Annotated in this window: 18 protein-coding genes; 9 read left to right on the top strand and 9 right to left on the bottom strand. The window is 35.1% G+C overall.

The window, feature by feature from the left end:
* Positions 1 to 50: 50 nt before the first annotated feature.
* Both RM538_RS06585 and purN read right to left on the bottom strand, forming a co-directional pair.
* Positions 51 to 692, bottom strand: coding sequence for a ribonuclease H1 domain-containing protein (locus RM538_RS06585; protein ID WP_311332613.1), 642 nt, complete (start codon positions 690 to 692; stop codon positions 51 to 53).
* A 66-nt stretch (positions 693 to 758) separates the two neighbouring features.
* A complete protein-coding gene (gene purN, locus RM538_RS06590; protein ID WP_311332614.1) occupies positions 759 to 1,331 on the bottom strand; it encodes a phosphoribosylglycinamide formyltransferase in 573 nt (190 codons plus the stop codon).
* Positions 1,332 to 1,508: 177 nt separating this feature from the next.
* Here purN and RM538_RS06595 point away from each other — a divergent pair, with 177 nt between their 5' ends.
* The 5 genes from RM538_RS06595 (at position 1,509) to pyk (ending at position 5,798) form a co-directional block, all read left to right on the top strand.
* Complete coding sequence (locus RM538_RS06595) at positions 1,509 to 1,742, top strand: acyl carrier protein (protein ID WP_008269813.1); 234 nt, start codon at positions 1,509 to 1,511, stop codon at positions 1,740 to 1,742.
* Between the two features lie 13 nt (positions 1,743 to 1,755).
* Complete coding sequence (gene fabF, locus RM538_RS06600) at positions 1,756 to 3,009, top strand: beta-ketoacyl-ACP synthase II (protein WP_311332615.1); 1,254 nt, start codon at positions 1,756 to 1,758, stop codon at positions 3,007 to 3,009.
* 7 nt (positions 3,010 to 3,016) lie between these two features.
* On the top strand, positions 3,017 to 3,760 hold the full coding sequence (gene rnc, locus RM538_RS06605; protein ID WP_311332616.1) for a ribonuclease III: 744 nt from the start codon (positions 3,017 to 3,019) through the stop codon (positions 3,758 to 3,760).
* A 119-nt stretch (positions 3,761 to 3,879) separates the two neighbouring features.
* A complete protein-coding gene (locus RM538_RS06610) occupies positions 3,880 to 4,371 on the top strand; it encodes an IPExxxVDY family protein (protein WP_311332617.1) in 492 nt (163 codons plus the stop codon).
* Entirely contained in the window at positions 4,371 to 5,798 is a 1,428-nt protein-coding gene (pyk, locus tag RM538_RS06615; protein WP_311332618.1) for a pyruvate kinase, read from the top strand. The genes RM538_RS06610 and pyk overlap by 1 nt, the downstream gene beginning before the upstream one ends.
* A 145-nt stretch (positions 5,799 to 5,943) precedes the next feature.
* On the opposite strand, the gene RM538_RS06620 is transcribed toward pyk, so the two are convergent.
* Both RM538_RS06620 and dinB read right to left on the bottom strand, forming a co-directional pair.
* Positions 5,944 to 6,714: an SH3 domain-containing protein gene (locus RM538_RS06620; RefSeq protein WP_311332619.1), complete on the bottom strand. Its 771-nt coding sequence runs from the start codon at positions 6,712 to 6,714 to the stop codon at positions 5,944 to 5,946.
* 51 nt (positions 6,715 to 6,765) lie between these two features.
* Entirely contained in the window at positions 6,766 to 7,872 is a 1,107-nt protein-coding gene (gene dinB, locus RM538_RS06625) for a DNA polymerase IV (RefSeq protein WP_311332620.1), read from the bottom strand.
* A 49-nt stretch (positions 7,873 to 7,921) separates the two neighbouring features.
* On the opposite strand from dinB, the gene RM538_RS06630 reads away from it, so the two are divergent.
* From RM538_RS06630 to RM538_RS06645, 4 genes are read left to right on the top strand one after another with little or no spacing between them, the layout of a single operon-like run.
* Positions 7,922 to 8,299 carry a VOC family protein gene (locus RM538_RS06630; protein ID WP_311332621.1) on the top strand — a complete coding sequence of 126 codons (378 nt, stop codon included), beginning with the start codon at positions 7,922 to 7,924 and terminating at the stop codon, positions 8,297 to 8,299.
* Positions 8,284 to 8,946: an NAD(P)H-binding protein gene (locus RM538_RS06635; protein WP_311332622.1), complete on the top strand. Its 663-nt coding sequence runs from the start codon at positions 8,284 to 8,286 to the stop codon at positions 8,944 to 8,946. Before RM538_RS06630 ends, RM538_RS06635 begins: the two co-directional genes overlap by 16 nt.
* A complete protein-coding gene (locus RM538_RS06640) occupies positions 8,939 to 9,406 on the top strand; it encodes a CYTH domain-containing protein (protein ID WP_311332623.1) in 468 nt (155 codons plus the stop codon). The genes RM538_RS06635 and RM538_RS06640 overlap by 8 nt, the downstream gene beginning before the upstream one ends.
* 1 nt (position 9,407) lies before the next feature.
* On the top strand, positions 9,408 to 9,944 hold the full coding sequence (locus tag RM538_RS06645; protein WP_311332624.1) for a YciI family protein: 537 nt from the start codon (positions 9,408 to 9,410) through the stop codon (positions 9,942 to 9,944).
* On the opposite strand, the gene RM538_RS06650 is transcribed toward RM538_RS06645, so the two are convergent.
* The 5 genes from RM538_RS06650 to RM538_RS06670 all read right to left on the bottom strand — a co-directional run bounded on the left by RM538_RS06650 (position 9,941) and on the right by RM538_RS06670 (position 23,411).
* Positions 9,941 to 10,639, bottom strand: coding sequence for a copper homeostasis protein CutC (locus RM538_RS06650; protein WP_311332625.1), 699 nt, complete (start codon positions 10,637 to 10,639; stop codon positions 9,941 to 9,943). The two genes, RM538_RS06645 and RM538_RS06650, sit on opposite strands and share 4 nt — an antisense overlap.
* 2 nt (positions 10,640 to 10,641) lie before the next feature.
* The gene (locus RM538_RS06655; protein ID WP_311332626.1) at positions 10,642 to 12,945 is read right to left on the bottom strand and encodes a beta-N-acetylhexosaminidase; all 2,304 of its coding nucleotides are present in this window, start codon (positions 12,943 to 12,945) and stop codon (positions 10,642 to 10,644) included.
* 6 nt (positions 12,946 to 12,951) lie between these two features.
* A complete protein-coding gene (locus tag RM538_RS06660) occupies positions 12,952 to 15,387 on the bottom strand; it encodes a glycoside hydrolase family 2 protein (RefSeq protein ID WP_311332627.1) in 2,436 nt (811 codons plus the stop codon).
* A gap of 99 nt (positions 15,388 to 15,486) precedes the next feature.
* Positions 15,487 to 17,847 (bottom strand): penicillin-binding protein 1C, encoded by a 2,361-nt coding sequence (pbpC, locus tag RM538_RS06665; RefSeq protein WP_311332628.1) that lies wholly within the window; start codon positions 17,845 to 17,847, stop codon positions 15,487 to 15,489.
* Positions 17,844 to 23,411 (bottom strand): alpha-2-macroglobulin family protein, encoded by a 5,568-nt coding sequence (locus RM538_RS06670; protein WP_311332629.1) that lies wholly within the window; start codon positions 23,409 to 23,411, stop codon positions 17,844 to 17,846. The genes pbpC and RM538_RS06670 overlap by 4 nt, the downstream gene beginning before the upstream one ends.
* Positions 23,412 to 23,621: the final 210 nt, after the last annotated feature.

Raw genomic sequence — 23,621 nt, forward strand, 5'->3', positions numbered from 1 at the left:
AAGTGCAAAGATATGAGATTGTTAAAACATACACTAATGTTAAAACTCAACTATTTTCTACCAAAATCAGCAGGAATTTCTCCCCAAGCTTTGGTTTCCCATTTTACAATTGTAGTTGTGTAGCTATTAGTTTTTAACCACGTTTCTGCTCGAGTAATTAACTCAAAAAGTGCTTTATTTTTATGAGAAGGCTTTAACTTAGAATTGCATTTTTTCTTTTTTACCCAACCTATGGCAATACGAGAGTCACTATAAATAATGCGGTCGCTTTTTTGTTTTTTTAAATATGCCAATCCATGTACTAATGCTAAAAACTCTCCTACATTGTTAGTGCCTTGCTCAAAAGGGCCTTGATGAAATAACTGCTTGTAAGTTTGGGTATCTACTCCTCTATATTCCATTTTTCCAGGATTTCCACTTGAGGCAGCATCTACTGCAATGGAATATAAATTAGGCTCTCCTATTTTTTGGAGTTGTTCTTTAGAGAGTGTTTTTTTCTTCTTTGTGTTTTTCCCTTTATAATCTGCATATTCTTTATCATATGCAATTTTGGCTTCTTTTAAGGTTTCAAAAGACATATACTGTGCACCTGTAACTCCTGTGATTGCTTTTTTGCATTCATTCCAAGAGTGAAATATCCCAGTAGGGTTCCCAAACCAGACTACATAATATTTTTTCTTTTTTTTAGCCATACTGTGCCCGCGTTGGCGGTATCTTATTAAGGTTAATCTTTTTGTTTAATTATTGAATTAATTTTTCTATTTGTCCAAAAGCAGTTCTTCAATTACTTTAGGTAAGTATTTATATTCCAATAAATGTATTTTTTGAGCAACATCTTCTGAGGTATCACTTTCTGAAATTTCCACGCTTTTCTGAAAAATAATAGCTCCCTCATCATACGCTTCATTTACATAATGAATAGTAATACCACTTTCTTTTTCATTATTAGCCACTACAGCTTCATGAACATACTTTCCATACATTCCTTTTCCTCCATATTTTGGCAATAAGGCTGGATGAATGTTAATTACTTTGTTTGGGTATTCATTTATAATGTGAACTGGAAATTTTAGTAAAAAACCAGCCAGGACAATTAAATCTGGTTGTGCTTTTTTGAGTAGTTGTAATACTCCATCTTCATTATATAACGCTTCTTTTGAAAAACGTAACGCTTTTGTTTCTAGGTGTTTTGCGCGTTCTAACACTTTGGCATCCTTCTTGTTTGTGAGGACAAGAACAACCTCAGCAACTTGAGATTGCTGAAAGTATTTTATCACGTTTTGAGTATTGGTACCGCTACCCGAAGCAAATATAACAATGCGTTTCTTCATCAATGGTTTCTTTGGGTGTTTATAGAAGTAAACATAAAAATAATAACAAAAGTAAGGCAATAGGGTTTCACTTCGCTCTAAAATGTTTAAATTGGTAACACATTTTAGGTATTAAATAGTGTTTTAATTTAAAATATTTTATTTTTGCCACTTAATTAAAATTTAAAAACAAGAATTATGTCAGACATTGCATCAAGAGTTAAAGCTATTATCGTAGATAAATTAGGTGTAGACGAAAACGAAGTTGTAACAGAAGCAAGCTTCACTAACGACCTAGGAGCAGACTCCTTAGATACGGTTGAACTAATTATGGAATTTGAAAAAGAATTTGATATCCAAATTCCAGACGATCAAGCTGAAAATATTGCAACAGTAGGTCAAGCAATATCATATATAGAAGAAGCAAAATAAAAAATACTTCTTTATGGAATTAAAGCGAGTTGTAGTTACTGGTCTTGGTGCCCTTACACCCATTGGAAATACAATCCCTAATTATTGGGAGGGTCTTAAAAATGGGAAAAGCGGATGCGCACCAATCACCTACTTTGATACCGAAAAGTTCAAAACAAAATTCGCTTGTGAAATAAAGGATTACAATCCACAAGATCACTTTGACAGAAAAGAAGCTAGAAAGCTAGATAAATTTGCTCAATATGCTTTAGTATCTTCTTCAGAAGCTATTGAAGATGCCATGATTAACCTTGATGAAGTCGATAAATTTCGAGTTGGGGTTATATGGGGAGCAGGTATTGGCGGACTAGAAACTTTTCAGGATGAAGTTATAAACTTTGCAGAAGGGGATGGAACGCCACGTTTCAACCCCTTCTTTATTCCAAAAATGATAGCAGATATTGCCCCAGGTAATATTTCTATTAAACATGGATTTATGGGGCCTAACTATACAACGGTCTCAGCTTGTGCCTCTTCAGCAAATGCAATGATAGATGCTCTAAACTATATTAGGTTAGGACATTGTGATATTATTGTAACTGGGGGGAGTGAAGCAGCAGTAACAAAAGCGGGTATGGGAGGTTTTAATGCAATGCATGCACTCTCTACACGTAACGAAAGTCCAGAAACAGCATCGAGACCCTTTGATGCTACACGTGACGGATTTGTACTTGGAGAAGGAGCAGGAGCGCTTATCTTAGAAGAGTACGAGCATGCTAAGAAACGAGGTGCAAAAATATATGCCGAAGTTATTGGTGGAGGGATGTCTAGCGACGCCTACCACATGACGGCACCACATCCAGATGGAATAGGTGTAGAACGCGTAATGCTTAATTGCTTACGTGATGCCGGTATTGATGCTAGTGAAGTAGATGCCATTAATACACATGGTACCTCAACACCACTTGGAGATGTAGCAGAACTAAAGGCAATTTCAAGTATTTTTGGAGATCATACTCACAAAATCAACATTAACTCTACTAAGTCCATGACTGGACACTTATTAGGAGCGGCAGGAGCTATAGAGGCAATTGCTTCAATCTTAGCAATGCAAAATAACTTAGTGCCACCTACTATAAACCATACTACAGTAGATGAAAACATTGATCCTAAACTAAACCTTACTCTTAACAAAGCGCAACCTAGAGATATTAAAGTTGCCATGAGTAATACATTTGGTTTTGGAGGTCACAATGCTTGCGTATTGTTTAAAAAATTAGACGCATAAATTTTTAATGGCAATCCTAAAAAACATATTTACTTCTCGTCCTTCACATGACGAGAATTTTTTTGTTGTCATAAAAAATATCCTAGGGTTTGCACCAAAAGATATTGCAATCTACCATGAAGCATTTACCCATAGGTCTATGAATAATACCAATATTGATGGAAGTGCACAAAGCTATGAGCGATTAGAGTTTCTTGGAGATGCTATGCTTAGTGCCGTCATTGCCTCGCATTTGTTTAACGAAGTGCCTACTGGAGATGAGGGGTATCTTACTAAGATGCGCTCCAAGGTGGTAAGCAGAGAGCACTTAAATGAGTTAGGAAGAGACCTAGGGCTTATTAACCTATTAAAAACATCTGTGCCTACAGATCAGTTTGGAGGAAATATACATGGTAATATTTTTGAAGCACTTATTGGAGCAATTTATCTAGATAAAGGATATAAATATTGCGAAAAGTTTATCTACAAGCGTGTTATTAAACCCTATGTAGATATAGAACGACTAGAAGGTAAAGTTATAAGCTATAAAAGTCTTTTCATAGAATGGTGTCAAAAACACAAAAAGCACTTCAAATTTTCTGTGTATGAAGACACCGGAAACGATAGCCTAAAACATTTTGGCGTAAAACTTTTATTAGATGATGAACTAGTTGGGAAAGCCAGAGCAACTTCTAAGAAAAAAGCCGAAGAACGTGCTGCAAAAAGAGCTTATTACAAGCTTCAAATTGTGATTGATAAAGATTTCCACTAGTAAATCACGCACGCCACACAGACGAAAACGATTTCGTTTAATATTTACATAGATTTAATTAGCAAACAGTATAACAATCGCAAAACAATTGTTACTTTTAAACTTGTTCGTAAAAAGTTATGAGTAATTATAAGTTAATTTTAGAAGATACTTTTGAAGAAGACTTTACTCTAATTGCTATTCATTGTAGTGAAGATTGTTATAAAGTAGCCTATCTTCTAAACCAGTTTTTACAAGTACGATTACATCGCTCCAAAACAGATTTAGAGTATTCTGAAGATGGACTGGAAATAACATTTCCATTGTATGATTATGAAGATGAAATGAAATATACGAGCTATAATTTAATTGCAAATATTTGCAAAAACCCAATTCCTCTTACCACTAGTTCAGGGGGACTTTTTGAAAATGAACCTACTGAAAGTAGTATAACTAGTTACCTAGTACCAGAGATGAAACAAGTTGACTTTTTTATTAAGATTGTTTCAGATTTTGAAACAATCCCACTTAAAAAGATACTTTCATCCATCAATGAAATAAAACAAGTAATTTCAGCCTATAGTGTTGATATACAAACATTGAAGTCTAAAAATAATTTAATATTTGACTAATGCCGAACAAAAAAAGAACCAAAATAGTAGCTACTTTAGGACCTTCTACCTCAGATCCTGACATTATAAAAAAGATGATTTTAGAAGGCGCCGATGTATTTCGTGTTAACTTTTCACATGCAAACTATGAAGGTGTAAAAAAGAATATAAAAATGATTCGAGAGATTAGTGACGCTCTTGACACTTCTACTGCAATTTTAGCAGACTTACAAGGACCAAAACTACGCGTTGGATTAATGAAAGAAGAGGTAGTTGTAGAGCCGGGAGATACTATCCTGTTTTGTACAGGAAAGGAGTTTGAAGGCACCAGTAAAAGGGTCTATATGAACTACGATAACTTTCCTAAAGATGTAAAAGCAGGAGAGCGTGTATTATTAGATGACGGAAAACTTATTTTTGAAATTATTGCCACCAATGGAAAAGATGAGGTTGAAACAAAAGTAATACAAGGAGGACCTTTACGCTCAAGAAAAGGAGTAAACCTTCCTAATACTAATATTTCTTTACCAGCACTTACCATAAAAGATAAAGAAGATGCGGTATTTGCAATTTCACAAGAGGTAGATTGGATTGCCTTATCTTTTGTGCGTCATGCTGAGGATTTAAAAGAACTACAAGCATTAATTGAAGCACATAGTGAATACAAAATTCCAATCATCGCTAAAATTGAAAAACCAGAAGCAGTAAAAAACATAGATAAAATAGTTGCGTATTGTGATGGATTAATGGTAGCTCGTGGTGACCTTGGTGTTGAAATCCCTGCGGCAGAGGTACCGCTTATTCAAAAAGAACTTGTACTTACAGCAAAAAAAGCAAGAATACCTGTAATCATTGCTACTCAAATGATGGAGACTATGATTACTTCGCTAACGCCAACTAGAGCAGAAGTTAATGATGTGGCTAACTCTGTAATGGATGGAGCAGATGCTGTGATGCTAAGTGGTGAAACTTCAGTAGGGAAGTACCCGGTTGAGGTGATTAGAACAATGGCAAACATTTGTATAAACGTAGAAAATTCACCGCTAATAAATGTTCCTCAAGAACCACCTCACGTACGCACCAATAGATACATTACAAAATCTATTTGTTATCATGCAGCAAACATGGCAAATGAGATAGAAGCAAGGGCGATATGTACGTTAACTAATAGCGGGTATACGGCATTTCAAATTTCGGCTTGGAGACCAGACGCCCATATTTTAGTATATACTTCAAACAAGAGAATCCTATCTAGATTAAATCTTTTATGGGGTGTAAAATCTTTTTACTATGACAAATTTGTAAGCACCGATGAAACGGTTGAAGACGTAAACCGCATTGCCTGTAAAAGTGGTTTTGTAAAAAAAGGGGATTATTTAATTAATCTTGCTGCGATGCCTATTGTTGATAAAGGTATGGTGAATACATTACGAGTAAGTCAGGTATAAAAAAGGATGTCTAGACAATAATGGCTATAACTATGTCATCTTGAGCCTATCGAAAGATAATTGAAAACCAACTATTTAAAACTTCGACAAGCTCAAGATGACATACTAAAGCAATTTGCACCGCTTCCTTTTTTAAATTTAATTCTTATTCCACAATCTCAGTACGTTCTAATTTTATATTATCTCCATCTTGAGTGATGGTTACGGTATAACCAAAACCTTCAGAGGCATGACTGTATTCAATTTTTTGAAGTTCTTTATCCTTTCTTTCAATGTCTAATTCACTTTTCCATACACGAGAAGAAGGCTTTGGGTTTTTAATTTTCTGTATCGTTTTTCCTTTATGTGATGGAAAAGTAAACTCTCTAGGGATTTTAAAAAGTTTTTGCGAAATAAAATAACCTTCATGCCAGGTTGCATTGGGAAGTATTAAAGTTTCAGTATTGCTTGGTTTACTGGCCGTTCCACCTGTAGTTTCGGTAAAAATTACTTTTGGGAATTGCCCTTTTAAATCTTCGGCATAAATCGCAGGTTTTATATCTTCTTCAGGAGGAAAAAAACGAGACAAATAGCCATTAAAAGCATATCCTTTTTTGTGATTGTAAGATACTTCATGCATTCCTCCCTTAATACCACCCACAGTCATTGTTGGTTTCTCTTCAGCAGTTATCACTTGTACCTTAGTGCCGTAAGGCATAATGGCTAACTTTTCACTAGAAAGATTGTTGTATTCGCGTAAACTTAAACCTGTAGCTGCAGTAACATAGAGATAGGTTTCGTTTGGAGTGTTTATAGCCGTTTCTGCAATGGCTAGGTCTTTAACTTCTGGAGTTGTTTGAGGGTCTTGTGACGTTTCTTTGCAAGAAACAAATGCAACACTTGCTGCAAGTAAACTTAGAAAAACTACTTTTTTCATAACGTATTGATTTTAGTTAATAAAATGATTCAAAGTAGTTTGCTTACATAGTTAAAAATCTAGCTTTAATTGAACGTCTATTGAGGTGTCTTCTTTGGGCTTAGGCCTTTTTTTATCCTCGTTGTTGAGGTTTGATAAACTAATTCCCAACAAGCGTACCGAGTTTTTCATTTTCTCCTGAAATAACAAATCTTTAACGTTATCAAGGATTAATTCTTTACTTGATATATATAGTGGGAGTGTTTTGCTTCTAGTTTTTAACGTAAAATCGCTGTATTTAATTTTAAGTGTAATTGTTTTTCCTGCAACTTTACTTTTTTTGAGTCTTTTTTCTACTTCAGTTGCAATATCTTCTAAGCGTTCCAGCATAAACAACTCACTAGAAATGTTTTTACTAAAAGTTCGTTCTGCAGCGAGTGATTTTCTAGTTCGTTCTGGCTTTACTTTACTAGTATGTATTCCTCTAACAATACTGTAATAATAACTTCCACTCTTGCCAAAGTTTTCTTGAAGGTACTCAAAAGATTTACTTTTTAAATCTTTGCCGGTGTAAATACCATGACGGTACATTTTTTCTTTCATCACTTTACCAACTCCATAAAACTTTTTAATATCAAGTGACTCTAAAAAATCTAGTACCTCTTCTGGAGGGACTGTTTTTTGCCCGTTAGGCTTATTAATATCACTAGCAACTTTGGCGATAAATTTATTAATGCTAATCCCAGCAGAAGCATTAAGCCCTGTTTTTTCTTTTATTTTCTCACGAATTTCTTTTGCTATAAGAGTAGCGCTTGGATTTCCTTTTTTATTTTCAGTTACGTCTAGATACGCTTCATCAAGAGAGAGTGGCTCTACAAGATCTGTATATTCAAAAAACACCTTTCTAATGATGGCCGAAACTTCTTTATAACGTTCAAAATTTGTTCTAACAAAAATAAGCTCAGGGCATAACTTTCTAGCTAATACACCGCTCATAGCAGAGCGAACACCATATTTACGCGCTTCATAACTAGCAGCGCTTACAACACCTCGAGCCGAACTTCCACCAACAGCAATGGGCTTGCCTCGTAAGTCAGGATTGTCCAATTGCTCTACTGAGGCATAAAAGGCATCCATGTCCACGTGTATTATTTTACGAATAGGAAGCACAGTTTCCATAGATTAAAAATACTACCTAAAATATAATTTCTGTCTATCTTTAACTATTATGAATCTCAACCAAGTTACCATACCCTCTAAAGATGTAAAAAAGGCGATAGGGTTTTACCAAAAATTAGGTTTAGAACTTATTGTACACACGCACGATCACTACGCCAGATTTTTATGCCCAACAGGAGACGCTACATTCTCTATACATTACAGAGAACAATTAAATACTGAAGGTGGAGCTATTATTTACTTTGAAGTTCCAGATGTTGCTAAAAAAGTAAAACAATTAAAAGAAAAAGGTATTACATTTATGACTGAAACTACAGCACAATCTTGGGCTTGGACTGAAGCAAAGCTAAAAGACCTTGATGGTAATACACTTATTATTTATCATGCTGGAGAGAATCGAAAAAATCCGCCGTGGAGAATTCAATAAATAAAACAGCAATACTTTTAGGAGCTACAGGTTTAACAGGAGGAATACTATTAAATTTTTTACTGAAAGATAATGCCTATTCAAAAATTAAAATCTTTGGTCGAAGTTCTGTGAATATAAATGATCAAAAAATCGAAGAACATTTAGTAGACTTATTTAAGTTACAAGATATTGCCGAAGAATTTAAGGGTGATGTTGTTTTTTGTTGCATTGGTACTACAAAAGCAAAAACTCCAGACAAGGACACCTATAAAAAAATTGACTACGGAATTCCAACTACAGCAGCCCACCTTGCAAAGAGAAATAACATTTCAACTTTTGTTGTAATTTCTTCGTTGGGAGCGAATGCAAAAAGCAGTAATTTTTATAGTAAGGTAAAAGGCGAAATGGAACGAGAGGTACTTTCAAAAAACATAAAAGACACCTTTATTCTTCAACCTTCATTGATAGGTGGCTCTAGAGACGAAAAACGAATTGGTGAGCGTCTAGCTCAAATAACCATGAAAATAGTTGACTTCTTAATACCAAAGAAGTACAAGATAATTGAACCAGAAACCGTTGCTAAAGCAATGATTGTTGTTTCAAAAAAAGGATATAATGAGAATATTATACCTTCAGATAAAATAAAGGAAATAGCAAATGCTTGAAATAGAACGCAAATTTTTAGTTAAAAACAAAAGCTTTAAAGCCGAAGCGATTTCAGAAAATCGAATTGTACAAGGCTTTTTAAATTCAGATCCAGAACGTATTGTTCGTATTAGAATTAAAGGTCAAAAAGGATTTATAACTGTAAAAGGAAAAAGTAATATAAAGGGAACAACTCGCTTTGAATGGGAAAAAGAGATATCAACCACAGAAGCTGAAGCCTTACTAAAACTATGCGAAAAATGTGTAATTGAAAAAACCCGATATGAAATAAAACAAGGAAGCCATATATTTGAAGTAGACGAATTTTATGGTGATAATGAAGGTCTAATCATGGCAGAAATAGAGCTCAACCATGAAACCGAAATTTTCACAAAACCTTCTTGGCTTGGAAAAGAAGTGACAGGTGAGGTACGCTATTACAACTCACAATTAAGTACAAACCCATATAAAAACTGGTAAAATGAAAATAAATAGAAGTAATCCTTCCCTTGAGAGGGGACTAAGGGGTGTGTTAAGTTTCTTATTAGTATCAATTATTTTTTTAACTAGCTGCAAACCCGAAATCCATCGTGAATATATTATGGAACCATGTCCTGAGGATGAAAAACAATCTGTTGCTACTTTAAAAAAACAATTACAAGAAGATGGATTCCAAACCTTTGATTATGTGGATGAGGAAACAGGAGATACCATTATTATGCAGGAGTACTATATTGCATTTTTAAAGCGAGGCCCTAATAGAACTGAGGATAAAAAAGAAGCTGATAGCTTACAAGCATTACATATGGCTCATCTTGGAGCGATGTACGAGAAAGGGTATGCAGATATTTCAGGACCTTTTGGAGATGACCAAGATGTAAGAGGAATTACAATTTATAACGTGCCTACATTAAAAATGGCCGATAGTTTGGCAAATATGGATCCAATGGTCCAAGCAGGATGGTTAGAAATTGAAGTTCGTCCGTGGTGGGCAGGAAAAGGATTTCCACTTCGTTAGGAAGCTACAAGATGTTTAATTTTTTGTATTTCCTTACTATCTGAAAAACCAGAAATGGCACTATTAAACATAGTATTAGAATCACTTTCTTTTTTAATTGCTGAAAAGTGAGCCATTGTAAAACCAGCTTTTTTAAATGAAAGAATATTTTCGCTAGTTATACCTCCACCAGGCATAATTTGTAAACTATCTTTTGTTAGTTCTTGTAATGATTTTAGATAGGCTATACCATAAACTGCTTTGTTTTTTTGCCCTGACGACAATAGGCGGGTTACTCCCATATCTAAAAGATGATAGATAGTAGTTGCTGGATTTGTACATATATCAAAAGCTCTATGAAAGGTAAACTCCATTCCTTTAGAGGCTTCTATTAGTAATTGGGTAGTTTTAATAGCTAACCTTCCCTCTTTAGTGAGTGCACCACTCACAATTCCTTCACAGCCCAGGTTTCTACAATACTGAATGTCTTCTAGCATTTGGTCAATTTCTTGTGAAGTGTATACAAAATTTCCCCCTCGCGGTCTAATTAATACATGGGTAGGTATGGTGAGCTGTTCTTTTACTTTTAAAATGGTAGCATGGTCTGGCGTTACTCCACCGATAGACAATTCTTCACATAACTCAATACGATTGGCTCCTGCTTTTTGAGCAATTTCAGCACTTGTAAAACTATTAGCACAGACTTCTAATACCATAATTAACGTATCACAATTTCATCAATAAACGTCCAAGCTGGATTTCCAGATCCTTGCAATCCTTCTGGGATTATACCGTAGTTTGGGATTGTAAGAATAATCTTGTAGGCTTCAGTTAGGTTTTCTTCAGAAACATCAAACTCAAAAGAAACTTTATCAGAATCAGGATTTATTTCATACTCAATATCAGCTTTAAACTCATTATTTCCTTTTGAAACTAATTTTATCTGTCCTTTATAAGGACTATAAATCCATTGTCCATTTGCATTATAAAAACGAGTACTTATTCCACTAACTTTTGTGGGCTCTGGAAATGTAATTACAATTTCCAAGTCGTCTCCCCAAAAGCCCAACCACTCTTTATCTCCATAACGTGTATTGCTGCCAGAAATACCATTTATTAATGCATCTTTACCACCAGCACTATAAGCAGGATGTGGTTCAACATTAAGTTGAATATTTGCTTTAAGCCCTTTATGATAAGTAATGGTATCATTCAAAACCCTGCCAACGGGTTTATTGTCCTTATAAACCTGAGCTTTTATGGTGGCATCTTCAATTATTAGAATGGGCGTATCATATACTTTTTCTTCTTGTTTATTTAAGGTGTATCTGATTTCTTTCCCTTCTGTATGTGTTTTTAATTTATATAGAAGACTATCATTCTTCTTTACAATAGCACTTTCTAAATCATATAAATGATTTGCATAGTTAACATGGAGAACATCTAGTCTTTGAATAAAAGACTCTACCCTAGCCAAAAAGTTAGGATAGTCTTTCTCTACATTTTTTGTTGGACCACTCCAAACCACTTCACTCATAGCCAATACTCTAGGGAATAGCATATATTCTACTTGGTCTGTTGTAGGCATATACTCTGTCCATATATTTCCTTGTGCCCCAAGAACATGTGTAGCTTCTTCTTTAGATAATTCATGAGGAATAGGATTAAAGCTATAAACTTTTTTAAGAGGTAAAAAGCCTCCAATAGCTAATGGTTCTTCGTAGCTATCATCTTGGTAGTAGTCAAAATAGGCATGCGAAGTTGGAGTGAGGATGACATCATTTCCTTGTTTTGCAGCAGTAACAGCACCTTCGGTTCCTCGCCATGACATTACAGTAGCATTGGGAGCTAACCCTCCTTCCAGAATTTCATCCCAGCCAATTATCTTTTTTCCTTTACTATTTACAAATGTTTCAATCTCTTTAATAAACCAACTCTGTAGTCCCGCTTCATCTTTTAAGTTATGTTTTTTTATAAGTTGCTGGCAATGTGCACAGTTTTTCCATTGTTTTTTGGGAGCTTCGTCTCCACCAATATGGATGTACTCACTTGGAAAAAGCTCCATTGTTTCGGTAAGTACATCTTTAAGAAATGTCATTGTTTTTTGGTTAGGGCAATAAATATTCTCAAATACGCCCCACTTAGAAGCAACAGGAACTTGGTTACCTGTACATCCTAGTTCCGGATATGCACTTACTGCAGCTTGCGCATGCCCTGGCATTTCTATTTCTGGGATAATAGTAATGTTAAGTTGGGCTGCATATGTAACAATTTCTTTAATATCTTCTTGAGTGTAAAAACCACCATAGCGTTCTTTCTTGTAGTGTTGTGGAATATCATTATAATGCCCAATTAAGGTACTGTCTCTATAAGCTGCATGTTGAGTTAAACGAGGATGTTTTTTAATCTCTATACGCCAGCCTTGGTCATCGGTTAAGTGCCAATGAAAGGTGTTCATTTTTAACATAGAAAGATGGGAGATATATTGTTTTATAAATTCCTTCGGAAAAAAATGACGCGACACATCTAGATGCATGCCGCGGTATTTAAACTTAGGGGCATCTGTAATTTTAACAACAGGTATTTTAATTGACTTTTTAGGTAGTAAGTTTATTTGCTCTAAATCTGGAGGTAGTAATTGACGTAATGATTGTACGGCATAAAAAGCACCGCTAGCATCACTCGAATTTATTTCTATCCCTTCTTTTGAAACAGAAAGGCTATACCCTTCAGAAACAATTAAAGAGTCTTTTTTAAAGACAATTGTTGAATTTTCTGAAGTTGCTTCTAACTCAATTCCTGCTCCATTACTTAGGAAAGTATTTAAAAAGTTAGTTGCAACTTCAAACTCTTTTGGAGCAGAAAAAGTTGTTTTTGAGGTTAGTTCAAACACATCATTACCAATTTCCAGCTGTTGAGGTTTAGGAATGATACTTATTTTTGAAACTTGAATTTCCTTTTCTGAAGTGCAGCTAAGCAAAACAGAAATAAATATTGAAAAAATAATATAGTGCGTTTTCAAAAGAGTCTAGTTATTTAGTTTGTTGAGTGTTTTAAATTTTATGTTTATTGGTTTTTCTGTCTTTGGAAAATAGTAAACGGTTTTCGATTCTCCTGGTAGCAAGTCAAAAAAGTTGTCACTAAAATGCCCAAATATATCACTATGTAAAAACACATCTTTTTGTAGCGAGTTTGATGTTATGCTAATCTTCCAACCATCTTCAGTAATATAGGGATTTGAAATTTTGACATCTTCAATTGGCAACTTTAAATCTTTAGGTCTTTCAAAAAAATAAAGTGTTTTACTTGCTCCAAAAGTAAGTTCTACATAGCTGTAAGCAGGGTCAAATTCAAAATTAGATAACTTCATTGTAGTAACTACTTCATTTTTTTGGAGGTTAGTCTGTACATTATGTATAGTCTGTTCTTTTATTAGATTACCTTCAAAATCTTTTATTGAAATGTGTAGCGAATCTTTAATGACGTTTTTAGAATCGTCAACAATAGTAACTTGTAGTGCCTCATCTTCTTCCCAAGCAATAATTTTTCTATTCTCAAAGGCTCTTTTTGCTTTGTAGTGTAAGGCTTTCCAGTTGTCTAATCCATCAATGCTAGACCAAGAAACTACTGGCCAGCAATCGTTTAATTGCCAGTATAGTGTTCCCATGTTATAGGGTTTTGCTCTTCTGTGTGCTGTAATCCCTTTTGTAATTCCGTAGGCTTGTACTAATTGACTTACATACACATAATCTTCGCTGGTTGTAGGCACGGGGAAATCACGAGCCATATATTCTTTTATTAATTGAAACCCTCTGCTATGTTTTTGATGAGAAGCAAAACTTGGATGTGAAGTATCAATACTGTCTTGTTGAGTAAAATAGCTTATGGCTTCATAACTAGGAAAACTTTGAAATCCAAACTCGCTCATAAAACGAGGGACTTCTTCCTCAAAATGTTCAAAAGGATAGCCGTCATGCCACACCCACCAGTCGTGTGCGTCGCCTTCAAATTGATAGCGTTTGTCTCCACGACCGTACTTTGGCGAACTTTCCCAATATGAAATACTTGGAGATAAACTATCTACTACCTTGGGTAAAATGTCATTAAATACTTTTTGGTAATTGCCCCATATTTCGATTTTTTGGTCTTCGGTTTTACCCTCTTGCCAACCCCAACGATGCCAGCCTTCACTATTTTCGTTGTTACCACACCATAATGCAATACTTGGATGTTGGCGTAGCCTCTTTACATTATCTATAGCTTCTTGTTTTACATTTTCTAGAAAGCTTGTATCGCCCGGATACATAGCGCAAGCAAACATAAAGTCTTGCCAAATCAATATCCCTTTTTCATCACACAAATCATAAAATAAGTCATCTTCATACACGCCGCCACCCCAAACACGTAGCATGTTCATATTGGCGTCTACCACATCATTGAGTAATTTTTCTCTTTCTGAAGGAGTCACCTTACTCAAAAATATATTCTGAGGAATGTAATTAGCACCTTTCATATAGACTGGTTTGTCATTCAGTTTAAAATAAAAGCTTTCGCCTATGCTGTCTTTTTCTGTAATTAATTCAATGGTTCTAACACCTACTTTTTTTGAAACTTCGTCAACAATAGTACCTCCATTTTTAAGTCTAATGTTGAAGTCATACAAAAAAGGTTCTCCAAGATTATGCGTCCACCAAAGTTTAGGGTTGTCAATAGTTATTGGAATATTATAAGAGCCTAGACCGCCATATAATTCTACAGGTTGTGTAACTAATTTTTCTGAAGTGTTATTGATTACTTCAATTTCAAAGCCGTTATCATATTCTTGGGATTCAATCTCAATATGTGCGACTAGCGTAGCCTTTTCTTCTGAAACTTCTTTGGTTTCTATATATACATCATTAAGTCTAGCAATGTCATAAGAAACTAACGAGATATCACGCCAAGCTCCCATGGTTTTAATTGTAGGCCCCCAATCCCACCCATATTGAAATTGTGGTTTGCGCGTAAACACACGAGGTGCTTCAGGGAGTTTGTAATCAAGTTTTGCGGCTTTAAAATTTTCGATTCTCCCTGTTGGACTGAAACCTATTACAAGTTTATTGTTTTGTTTTATTATTTCTGAAACATCTACCTCATAAGTTCTAAAGGCGTTATCCGTTTTCAGAATCAAAGAGTCGTTCAACCTAATTTCGGCATAGGTGTCGAGTCCTTCAAATTTCAGCAAGTGGGATTTCTTTTCTAACATTTCAGAAGGTATTGAAACCTCTTTTTTATACATCCAATCTCTTTCTGAAACCCATTGAATACTATCCTCATTTTTCAATAAAAATGGATCAGGAATTTTACCCAATTTTAATAAATCTGTCTGCACACTTCCCGGGACTGTTGCTGTTTCCCATTGGATAACCTCTTCTGGAATGAGTTTATTATATTCAGCAAATTTCCAATCGTCTCCATTAAGCAAGAGAGTTTTGTTTTTACTTTGAGAGCAACCTAGGCAAGTAAGGAAGATTAGAAAATAATATAGCCCATTTTTCATCCTTCTAAAATACATATTTGATTATCACTTAGAAGCAAAATCAATTGCAATCTTTTGAGAGACTTCATTCCCTTCCTGGTCTGTAGCACTAAGAACATACTCTCCTAGTTTAGGTACAATAGCTAACTCGTGAAAGGTTTCGGTAGTACCTACAAAGGTATCATCTAGATACCAGTAAACTTTAGTTTCTGGGTCTCGGTGAGCGAGTTTAAAAATGACTTCGTTAGTGTTTTCTTCAAAGTTCTTAGCTAGGAGTATCGTTTCGTTTTTCTTAGGAAAAATAAAATCCATAGTGCGCTCACCTTCTTGTAAACAATCATTTTTAAAAGGAGGTAAGGGTTTGTACTCGGGATGGAGTGGGGCGTAATAATACTCCATAACCGGAGGTAACGAGAACCAGTTTCTTTGCTGCATATTAGCTAGCAGATAACAAGACGTATTTACTCGATATGTTTCTGTAGCGTCTAAAAATGTGCGTTGATGATACTGGCATGCTGCTGTTTTAATTCCGTTTTTAGGAATAAATTCTGTTATAACTTCATTGCAATAGACACTTGCGAGGTGTCCGCTTTGATGACAAATTTCAGATTCTATTAGCTCATCATATGGTACAGCAAACCATTCAGTTTTTGGTAAAACATCTACCACATTAAATAGTAAAGGTGCTGCTGCTTGAATTCCCGTTAATCCAGGCCTTCCTTCACCATCTGCGTTGCCTACCCAAACCCCAATAGCATATTTTGGAGTTACTCCAACCGCCCAGGCATCTTTAAATCCAAAACTTGTTCCTGTTTTCCAAGCGATGGGTTGTGCGTCATTAAAAAAGTCCCAGTTTTCTTCTCCTTGTGGTCTATTTACTTTTCGCATTGCATCAAAAGCATTATAAATAGCCCCAGCATTAAAAACAGTTGGTTGTGATTTTACCTTTCCAAAATCATACTTTCTCTTTGAGTTAAAAATCGGTTTACTAAACTCATTCGCTCTATATTCGCTTGAGGAATTTGTATAGTAATTTAGTGTAGACGCTAAGCCAGCATATGCAGCAGTAACTTCCCAAAGTGAACTTTCGGCACCACCTAAAATTAGCGATAAACCATAGTGATTGGCATTTTTATTTATAGATTTTTGATTCAGTTTTTTTAAAGAGTTGTAAAATCGCTCTAACCCATATTTTTTTAGCATTCGCACAGCTGGGACATTTAGAGAACGTGCAAGAGCAGTACTTGCTGGTACAGCACCATTAAATTCTTTATCAAAATTTTGTGGGTTGTAACCGTTAACATTAGTAGGAATATCTGCCACTAGTGTATTAGGTAATAACTCTCCTGCGTCTAATAAAGCAGTATATAAAAACGGTTTTAGAATACTCCCAGTACTCCTGGGTTTATCAATGATATCTACATAATTGTTATGCGCCAAAGTTGTAGGCGCATTACCAACATAAGCAACTACTTCTCTAGTAGTTACATCTAAAACAAGTATAGATAGATTGTTAATTTCGTTTTGGGATAACAAGTAATGATGCTCCTTAGTAATTCTGTTTATTTGTTTTTGTAAGGAGAAGTCTATTGTAGATTGAATGCGTTGCCCTTTGTATTGTTGCTTAATCTTTTCGGTAAAATGAGGAGCAACTTCAGGTAAGGGAAAAGGTTTTCCAGGGAGTGGCTCTAAAATAGCTAACTCATAGGTGGTTTTATCTATTATTTCATTTTGAAACAACTTTAAAAGCAATCTGTCCCTTTTCTTTTTAAAAATAGTCTCATTTTTTCCTGGAAATATTAAAGAAGGTGCATTGGGCAGTACAGCTAGTGCTGCAGATTGCCCCCAACTTAATTGTCTTGAACGAACCCCAAAATAACGCCACGAAGCTGTTTCAAGACCAACTACATTTCCGCCAAAAGGAGCATGACTAGCATAAAGATTTAAAATTTCTTTTTTAGAATAACCTGCTTCTAATCGAGTAGCTTGAATAATTTCAATTAATTTCTCGCCATAACTTCTTTTTTTATTTTTACGAGAAAGTCTAATTACTTGTTGTGTTAATGTACTCCCGCCACGACGTTTATTAGTAGTTATATTACCCCATAATGCTTTTGAAATTGAAATAGGATTAAAACCTGGGTGTTTGTAAAAGTATTCGTCTTCAAAATGAAGAATGGATTGCTCAAACCTGTAAGGTATGCTATCTACTTTTGGAAAACGCCATTGGCCATCGTCGGCAATTCTAGCCCCAATCATATTCCCACCTTTACTTTCTACAACGGTAGCTGTTGGCACGTCAAAAAGAGTAGATGGCAAGCAAAAAAACCATAGAATAAAACACAAGCCTATACTAGCAAGTTTAAACTTGTGTTTTTTTATTTTATGTGTTATGAATTGTTTCATTGCTTTATTTCAATCCAAGTTCCTTTATTTCTTGCATAATAATTATTGTCATACATAGCTTCTACTTGTGTGCCTGGCAAATAGTATTTTCCTAGGTATGAGGCATTTATTTTTACTGTAAACGTTTTAGATTTTCTACTACCTAAATCAAAATAGAAATTTACCCTATCATCACGAATATCTGTATATCTAGCATCTCCAGTTGCTCCTCCCCCAAGACTAGTAAAACTTGTATTTACTATTTCCCATCCTCCAGGAAATATTTGTGAAAGTGCTATATTATCTACATAATCACTTGTGTTATTAATAACAGTAATCTTAGCTGTAATTTCATCTCCTTGTTTTATATTATCTATGCTAATTGCCTTGCCATTGCTATCTACAAACCTAGTTTGTAATTTGAATCCACGTGTTTCAGAAAGTTCCTCTCCTAAAGGAAGTTTTCCTTTTTGAGCAATAGATACGTAAATGTCATTTCCTTTTTTATTAGTGATAGATACCGTGTTTACTCCCATGGTTGTTGCAAGTTCTCTTTGAGCAACAGCTTTTTCTGTTTTAATATTTATAGTTTTTCCGTTTTGAACAAAATCAATTTCTATTGCTTTACCACCAGCTTTTTCAACCATCTTTGCCATAGCAAGTAAGCCATAGGCAGTTTCTTGAGTACTATACCACCTCGAAGAACTTAATGCTTTTGCTAGAGAAACGGCTATTTCCCTTTTTTTAGAATCATCCAACAACACCATTGTTTCAAGTGCCATTGCCTTGTTTCTAAAAGGAGAACCGTAAGTGTAGTAGTCATATTTATGAGGAACAAAATCAATATTTGCCGTTTGTGCAATTTGTTGTGCGACATTTTCCTTGCCAGCTAGTGCATACGCAGCTGCTAATCGCCATTTGGCATTATTACTAATGTAATTTGCTTCTCTTAATCGATTCATTGCGGCTAATTCTGGTTTTCCAGCAAGTGCTAGTGTATATAGCCTATACGCTTGTGTTAAGCTAGCATTGTAACGACTATCTTTATTACGCCATTGTCTTGCTTGGGTTTGTTGGTAGCGCAGCCAATTACTTTTAAATGTTATAGGTAAGGCGTATCCTTTTTTCTCTGCTTCTAACATAAAATGACCTGCATAATTAGTCCCCCATTCGTTTTCATACCCTTCACCTGGCCAATAACTAAGACCCCCGCTTGTAGTTTGAAAATTATCAAGCCGTTGGATAGCTGCCTTTATATTTTCTTCAATTTCCATTTTCTTATTGAATGTAATATCAAAAACATCTGCCAGGTACAATTGTGGAAATACACCTGAAGTAGTTTGCTCTATACAGCCATGCGGATAACTAATTAAGTATTGTAAGCGCTTATTGAAATCCATTGGAGGGAGTGTAGAAAACTCAATGGTAGCAGCGTTAGTTCCTGCAACTCCATAGGTTTCAAAAGTGATAGTCTTTGAGCCATCTTTAGTTAGATTATATGGTGTTGTTTTCTGAAAAATTGGATTCGGGTTTTCTACATCTACTTCAATTTTATGACTAGCTTTTTCACCACTTCCAGAAGCAGATACTTCAACAGTTTGAAAGGTATTTGAAGGCAATACTTCAAATTCAAAATTTACAATCTGCTCTCCAATTTCTGGGAAAGAAATTGTTTTTGAAGTACCATTTAATGGTTTTAAAGCATCACTAACTTTTAAATTTATAGTGGCACTTTTTACCTTTTTTTCCATTGCAAATACAGTTACCGGAAGTGTAACCATTTCACCTGGCGACAACACTCTAGGTAAGGAGGCTAATACCATTAGTGGTTTACGCACAGGAGTTACTTTTTCATTACTTCCGTAAGCACTTTTGTCATTATTTCCTGCAATAATCATAGTTTTTACAGACCCAACATAATTAGGCATAGTAATTTTGTGATTTGCAGTTTGCCCAGCTTTTAACTCAAAAGGACCTAAATATTTCACAACAGGTTTAAACCTATCTGCTTTCCTGTTCTTGGCGCCAGCTGCTGCACCGCCACCTCCAATAGCATAGATGTTATTTACACTACCAGAATATGCACCAATAACATAATCGTAAATATCAAAAGTTTTTACACCTAGTGCTTCTCTAGTGTAAAATGCGTCATGAATTTTTGGAGTTTGAAAACGGGTGAGGTCTAATAATCCTTCATCTACCAAAGCAATGGTATACGTCATTGCTTTTTTAGACTTTTCAGAAACAGAAACTATAAACGTTTCTTCTGGTTTAAGCACTTCTGGCATTGCTAGTTGGGGTTCTAGAATTGTAGAAGGATTTTCAACTAATAACGGAATTACTCCGTAAAGTCTAATAGGTAAATCGTTTTTGGTTTGCTCATGAGGTTGTAGCAAAGAAATGTTTACATACACATTAGGCGCCATTTCTTTGGTAATTTTTATCGAAGCTTTAGTCTCTCCTTTAGTAGTTTCAATCCATTGTTTGGTAAGAACTTCAGTTCCATTTTCAACAGTTAATAATGCACGCCCTTTACTTCCTGAAGGAAATGTAATTTGAGCTGTTTCTCCAACAGTATACTTTTCTTTTTCAGCAGAAAAAACAAGCATTTTTGCACTTTCAGAATCCATAGGTGCGCTCCACCAGTTTCTGTAGAAATAGGTAACACGCCCAGTTGCGTGACCACTCTCTGTATCTATGACACGAATTAAATAACGTCCACCGCTTTTCTCAGGAATGTTTACTGTAAAATCTCCAGTTCCCTTACTATTTGTAGTTACAGTAAATTCTTTTACAGGTTTGTGAACCACACTATTTTCATAGCGTGAAAGGTTATCATACCCACGATTCCACCACCAACGCCATTCTATTTTAAAGACCTTAACTTCAAGCTTTCGGCTTCCACTTGGATTGCCTTGTGCATCTACGCTCGCTACTTTAAACTTCACGTTCTCATCTGTAAAATAAGAACCATACCTATGCGGATCTGGAGATTGTAAACCAACAAAATGTGAATAAGGAGCAAGATTTTTACTGAAAACATCAATCGAAAAATCTCCACCACCTTCAAAAACCTTAGTTAAAAAAGTAGCTTGTAACATTCCTGGTGCTTTATTACTTAAAGACACCTTTTTTGAAAAGGCTGCAAGGCCTTCTTGTGTTAGGTTTTTTGAAAGAACCGGAATCTCAATTTCTGAAAAACTTCGGATGGGATCATTAAACTTATAGGTTGGAAACTTTTTAAAAGCAGTATTGGTTGCTCTAAGAGTTGCGTTCATTTCTACTTTTAAATTTCTCGCAGGTGCACCATGTAGCCAAGTTGCAGCAATGTCTCCTTCTATTGGTTTGCTAGCATCCAGCACTTCGTCTTTAAAATCTAATTTTATTTTTAAGCGGTTGGGCTTTACAGTAGCTACTTTTAAGGATTTTGTGAAAGCAGCACTTCCCACTTTTACAGTTGCATTCCAATTTCCAGTAGGAGCAGAAGCTTCTGTTTTTATTGGTAAATAGTAGAAGCCTTTTTGCACAACGCCATTTTGAGAGTTTGTTTTACTATTTAGTACAGTTCGTTGAACCAACTTACCTCTTGCATCTGTTAGTTCTAAACTCACAGGGTGGTTTTTTGGCAGCGGATTTGCAACATCATTTAACACAAAGGTTAAGTGAATACTATCTCCAGGGCGATGTACGCCTCTTTCTGTATATATAAAACCTTTAAGTCCTTTTTGAAGTCGTTTCCCTGACACATCAAAATTACTAAGCGACAATGCATTACCATCTTCAAGCTTTGCGTAGGCATAATTGCTTCCTTTCCTTGCTACTGCAAAAGCAATGGTTTTTTTACTGTCATATAATGTCATCCCATCTGCATCTGTAGTAATGGTTTCAATTTTTTGCTGCTGAAAGTTAAATAGGTCAATCTTTACAGCACCTTCAGGGTTTGTAGTAAGTAAATTTGATACTGCAAAGTGATACGATTTGTTGTTTCCTTTTTTAACTATAAGCCCTAAATCGCTTCCAAGAACATTAGTTGAAACTACACGATTTCCATTATAATAAGCTTCATGACAAGGGTTGTCACGTTCTCTCCAATTATAGCTATTGTTTCTCCAATTGTACAACTCGTTGTCCCAATACCTTTCTTCTCGGGCTTCTTCAACTTCTTCAACTATAGCAGTATCATAATAGTCCTCTTCGTATTCATCATACGTTTCTGTAGTGCTTTCTTGTGACGCCATAGCACAACTATAAGTGCTATATTCTTTTTTAAAGCTTAATTCTATCCGGTATAATGAGCCAGGATCTGCGCTAAAAATTTCTGAAAGATTAATTGCATGTGCTTTCCACAAACCATTATTGGTAAGTCCTTTTTCTTGTAAAGTGATTGTCTTTTTTACTATGCGCCTTCCTACTCTTCTTATTTCATAACTGTTGTTGTCGTTTAGATTAGATGTTTGTAAAAACTGAAGCATATTTGCTTCATAAATTTTTATAACTCGAACATCTACAGCAGTAAGGTTTACAGCTTCAAAATAAATAGGGGTAGAGGCCGCATTAGGCAATATAACTCCTTGTGATAATAAACGTACTGCCGGTTTTAATTGCTCAAAGGAAAGGAGTTCGCTAAATTCTTTTTTAAGTGTAAACCCTTCTGTGTTTTTAATCCCGTTAAATGCAGTTACTCTAACATTGCCAATAATGTTATTTGAGGGATATACTGTAAGTATGTTTCCATCTACTTCAAAACGAAGAGACTGAGCTTTTTCAATTGCAACTAAACCAGAGAAGTTTTGATTTGGGTCTAAAGGGTCCGAAAAATTGAGAGTTAGAGCAGCTTGTGGAGCTGAGCTTGCTTTTGCATCCACAATAGTGAAATTGTTTTGACCAGGAATGGGAAAAGTGATTTTCCCTTCGTTATCTGCTCCAATAGCTTTTCCATCCCATTTTATAATGATATTACTATCATCAATAGCTCGTTGAATACTATCAATTGTAAAATTAAAAAACTTAGAATGCCCTTCTTCACTAGGCCATTTTATGGCTATTTTTTTATCACCTTGTGTTGCAGACACTAATTCCTTTGCTTTTTTTGTTGTAATGAGATCAGAGGCTTCAATGGTCCCATTTAGATACTGCCATTTTTTACTGTAGGACTGGAGGTTGTTTACGTCCATTTTAAAGTTTGGTGTAATAGTTTTAAAACTAAAAGTGTACGATTTAAAATCTGAGGGTACATCTTCATATAATTCTGAAAGCTTTACAGTAATGGTATATTCAGTATCGGGTTGAAGGTATTCGCTAGGCTGATAAATAAGTGTTCTACTATTTTCAACAGTTAATGTACCTTCTATTTTGGGAGAAATTTTTACATATTCTGAAGGTATTTCCTGTGTAACCTCAATTTGGTCTAAGGTTTTAGAAAGCTCTATCGTAATGGGAGAAGCGATAGATTGGCTACCATTGGTGTTGTATGAGATATACTCTTTAAATTTAAAGAGATTATCGGTTTCGGCTTGTTGGTTTTTCTTAGAACAGGAAGTAATAAGTAGAGTGGTACATAGAAGGATACGGCACAACGTTTTCATAAAGCGATGGTTTAAATAGATTACTAAAATTACTAAAAGGGGTGCTATTTATTAAGAAAGTTGTGTAAACTTTATGTAGCTATTTACTTCAATTACAAGAAGAAAATAGAAAATAGCAGTAATTATTAGGAAAGTGGTTGTGGATATTCTTGTAACGTGATACTTCTTTTTAATAGTATAGATAGCTATCGTATTTGTGAAGAGTTTAAC

Origin of the sequence: Patiriisocius hiemis, from assembly GCF_031846325.1 — a bacterium.
In the GTDB taxonomy this organism is placed as follows: domain Bacteria; phylum Bacteroidota; class Bacteroidia; order Flavobacteriales; family Flavobacteriaceae; genus Patiriisocius_A; species Patiriisocius_A hiemis.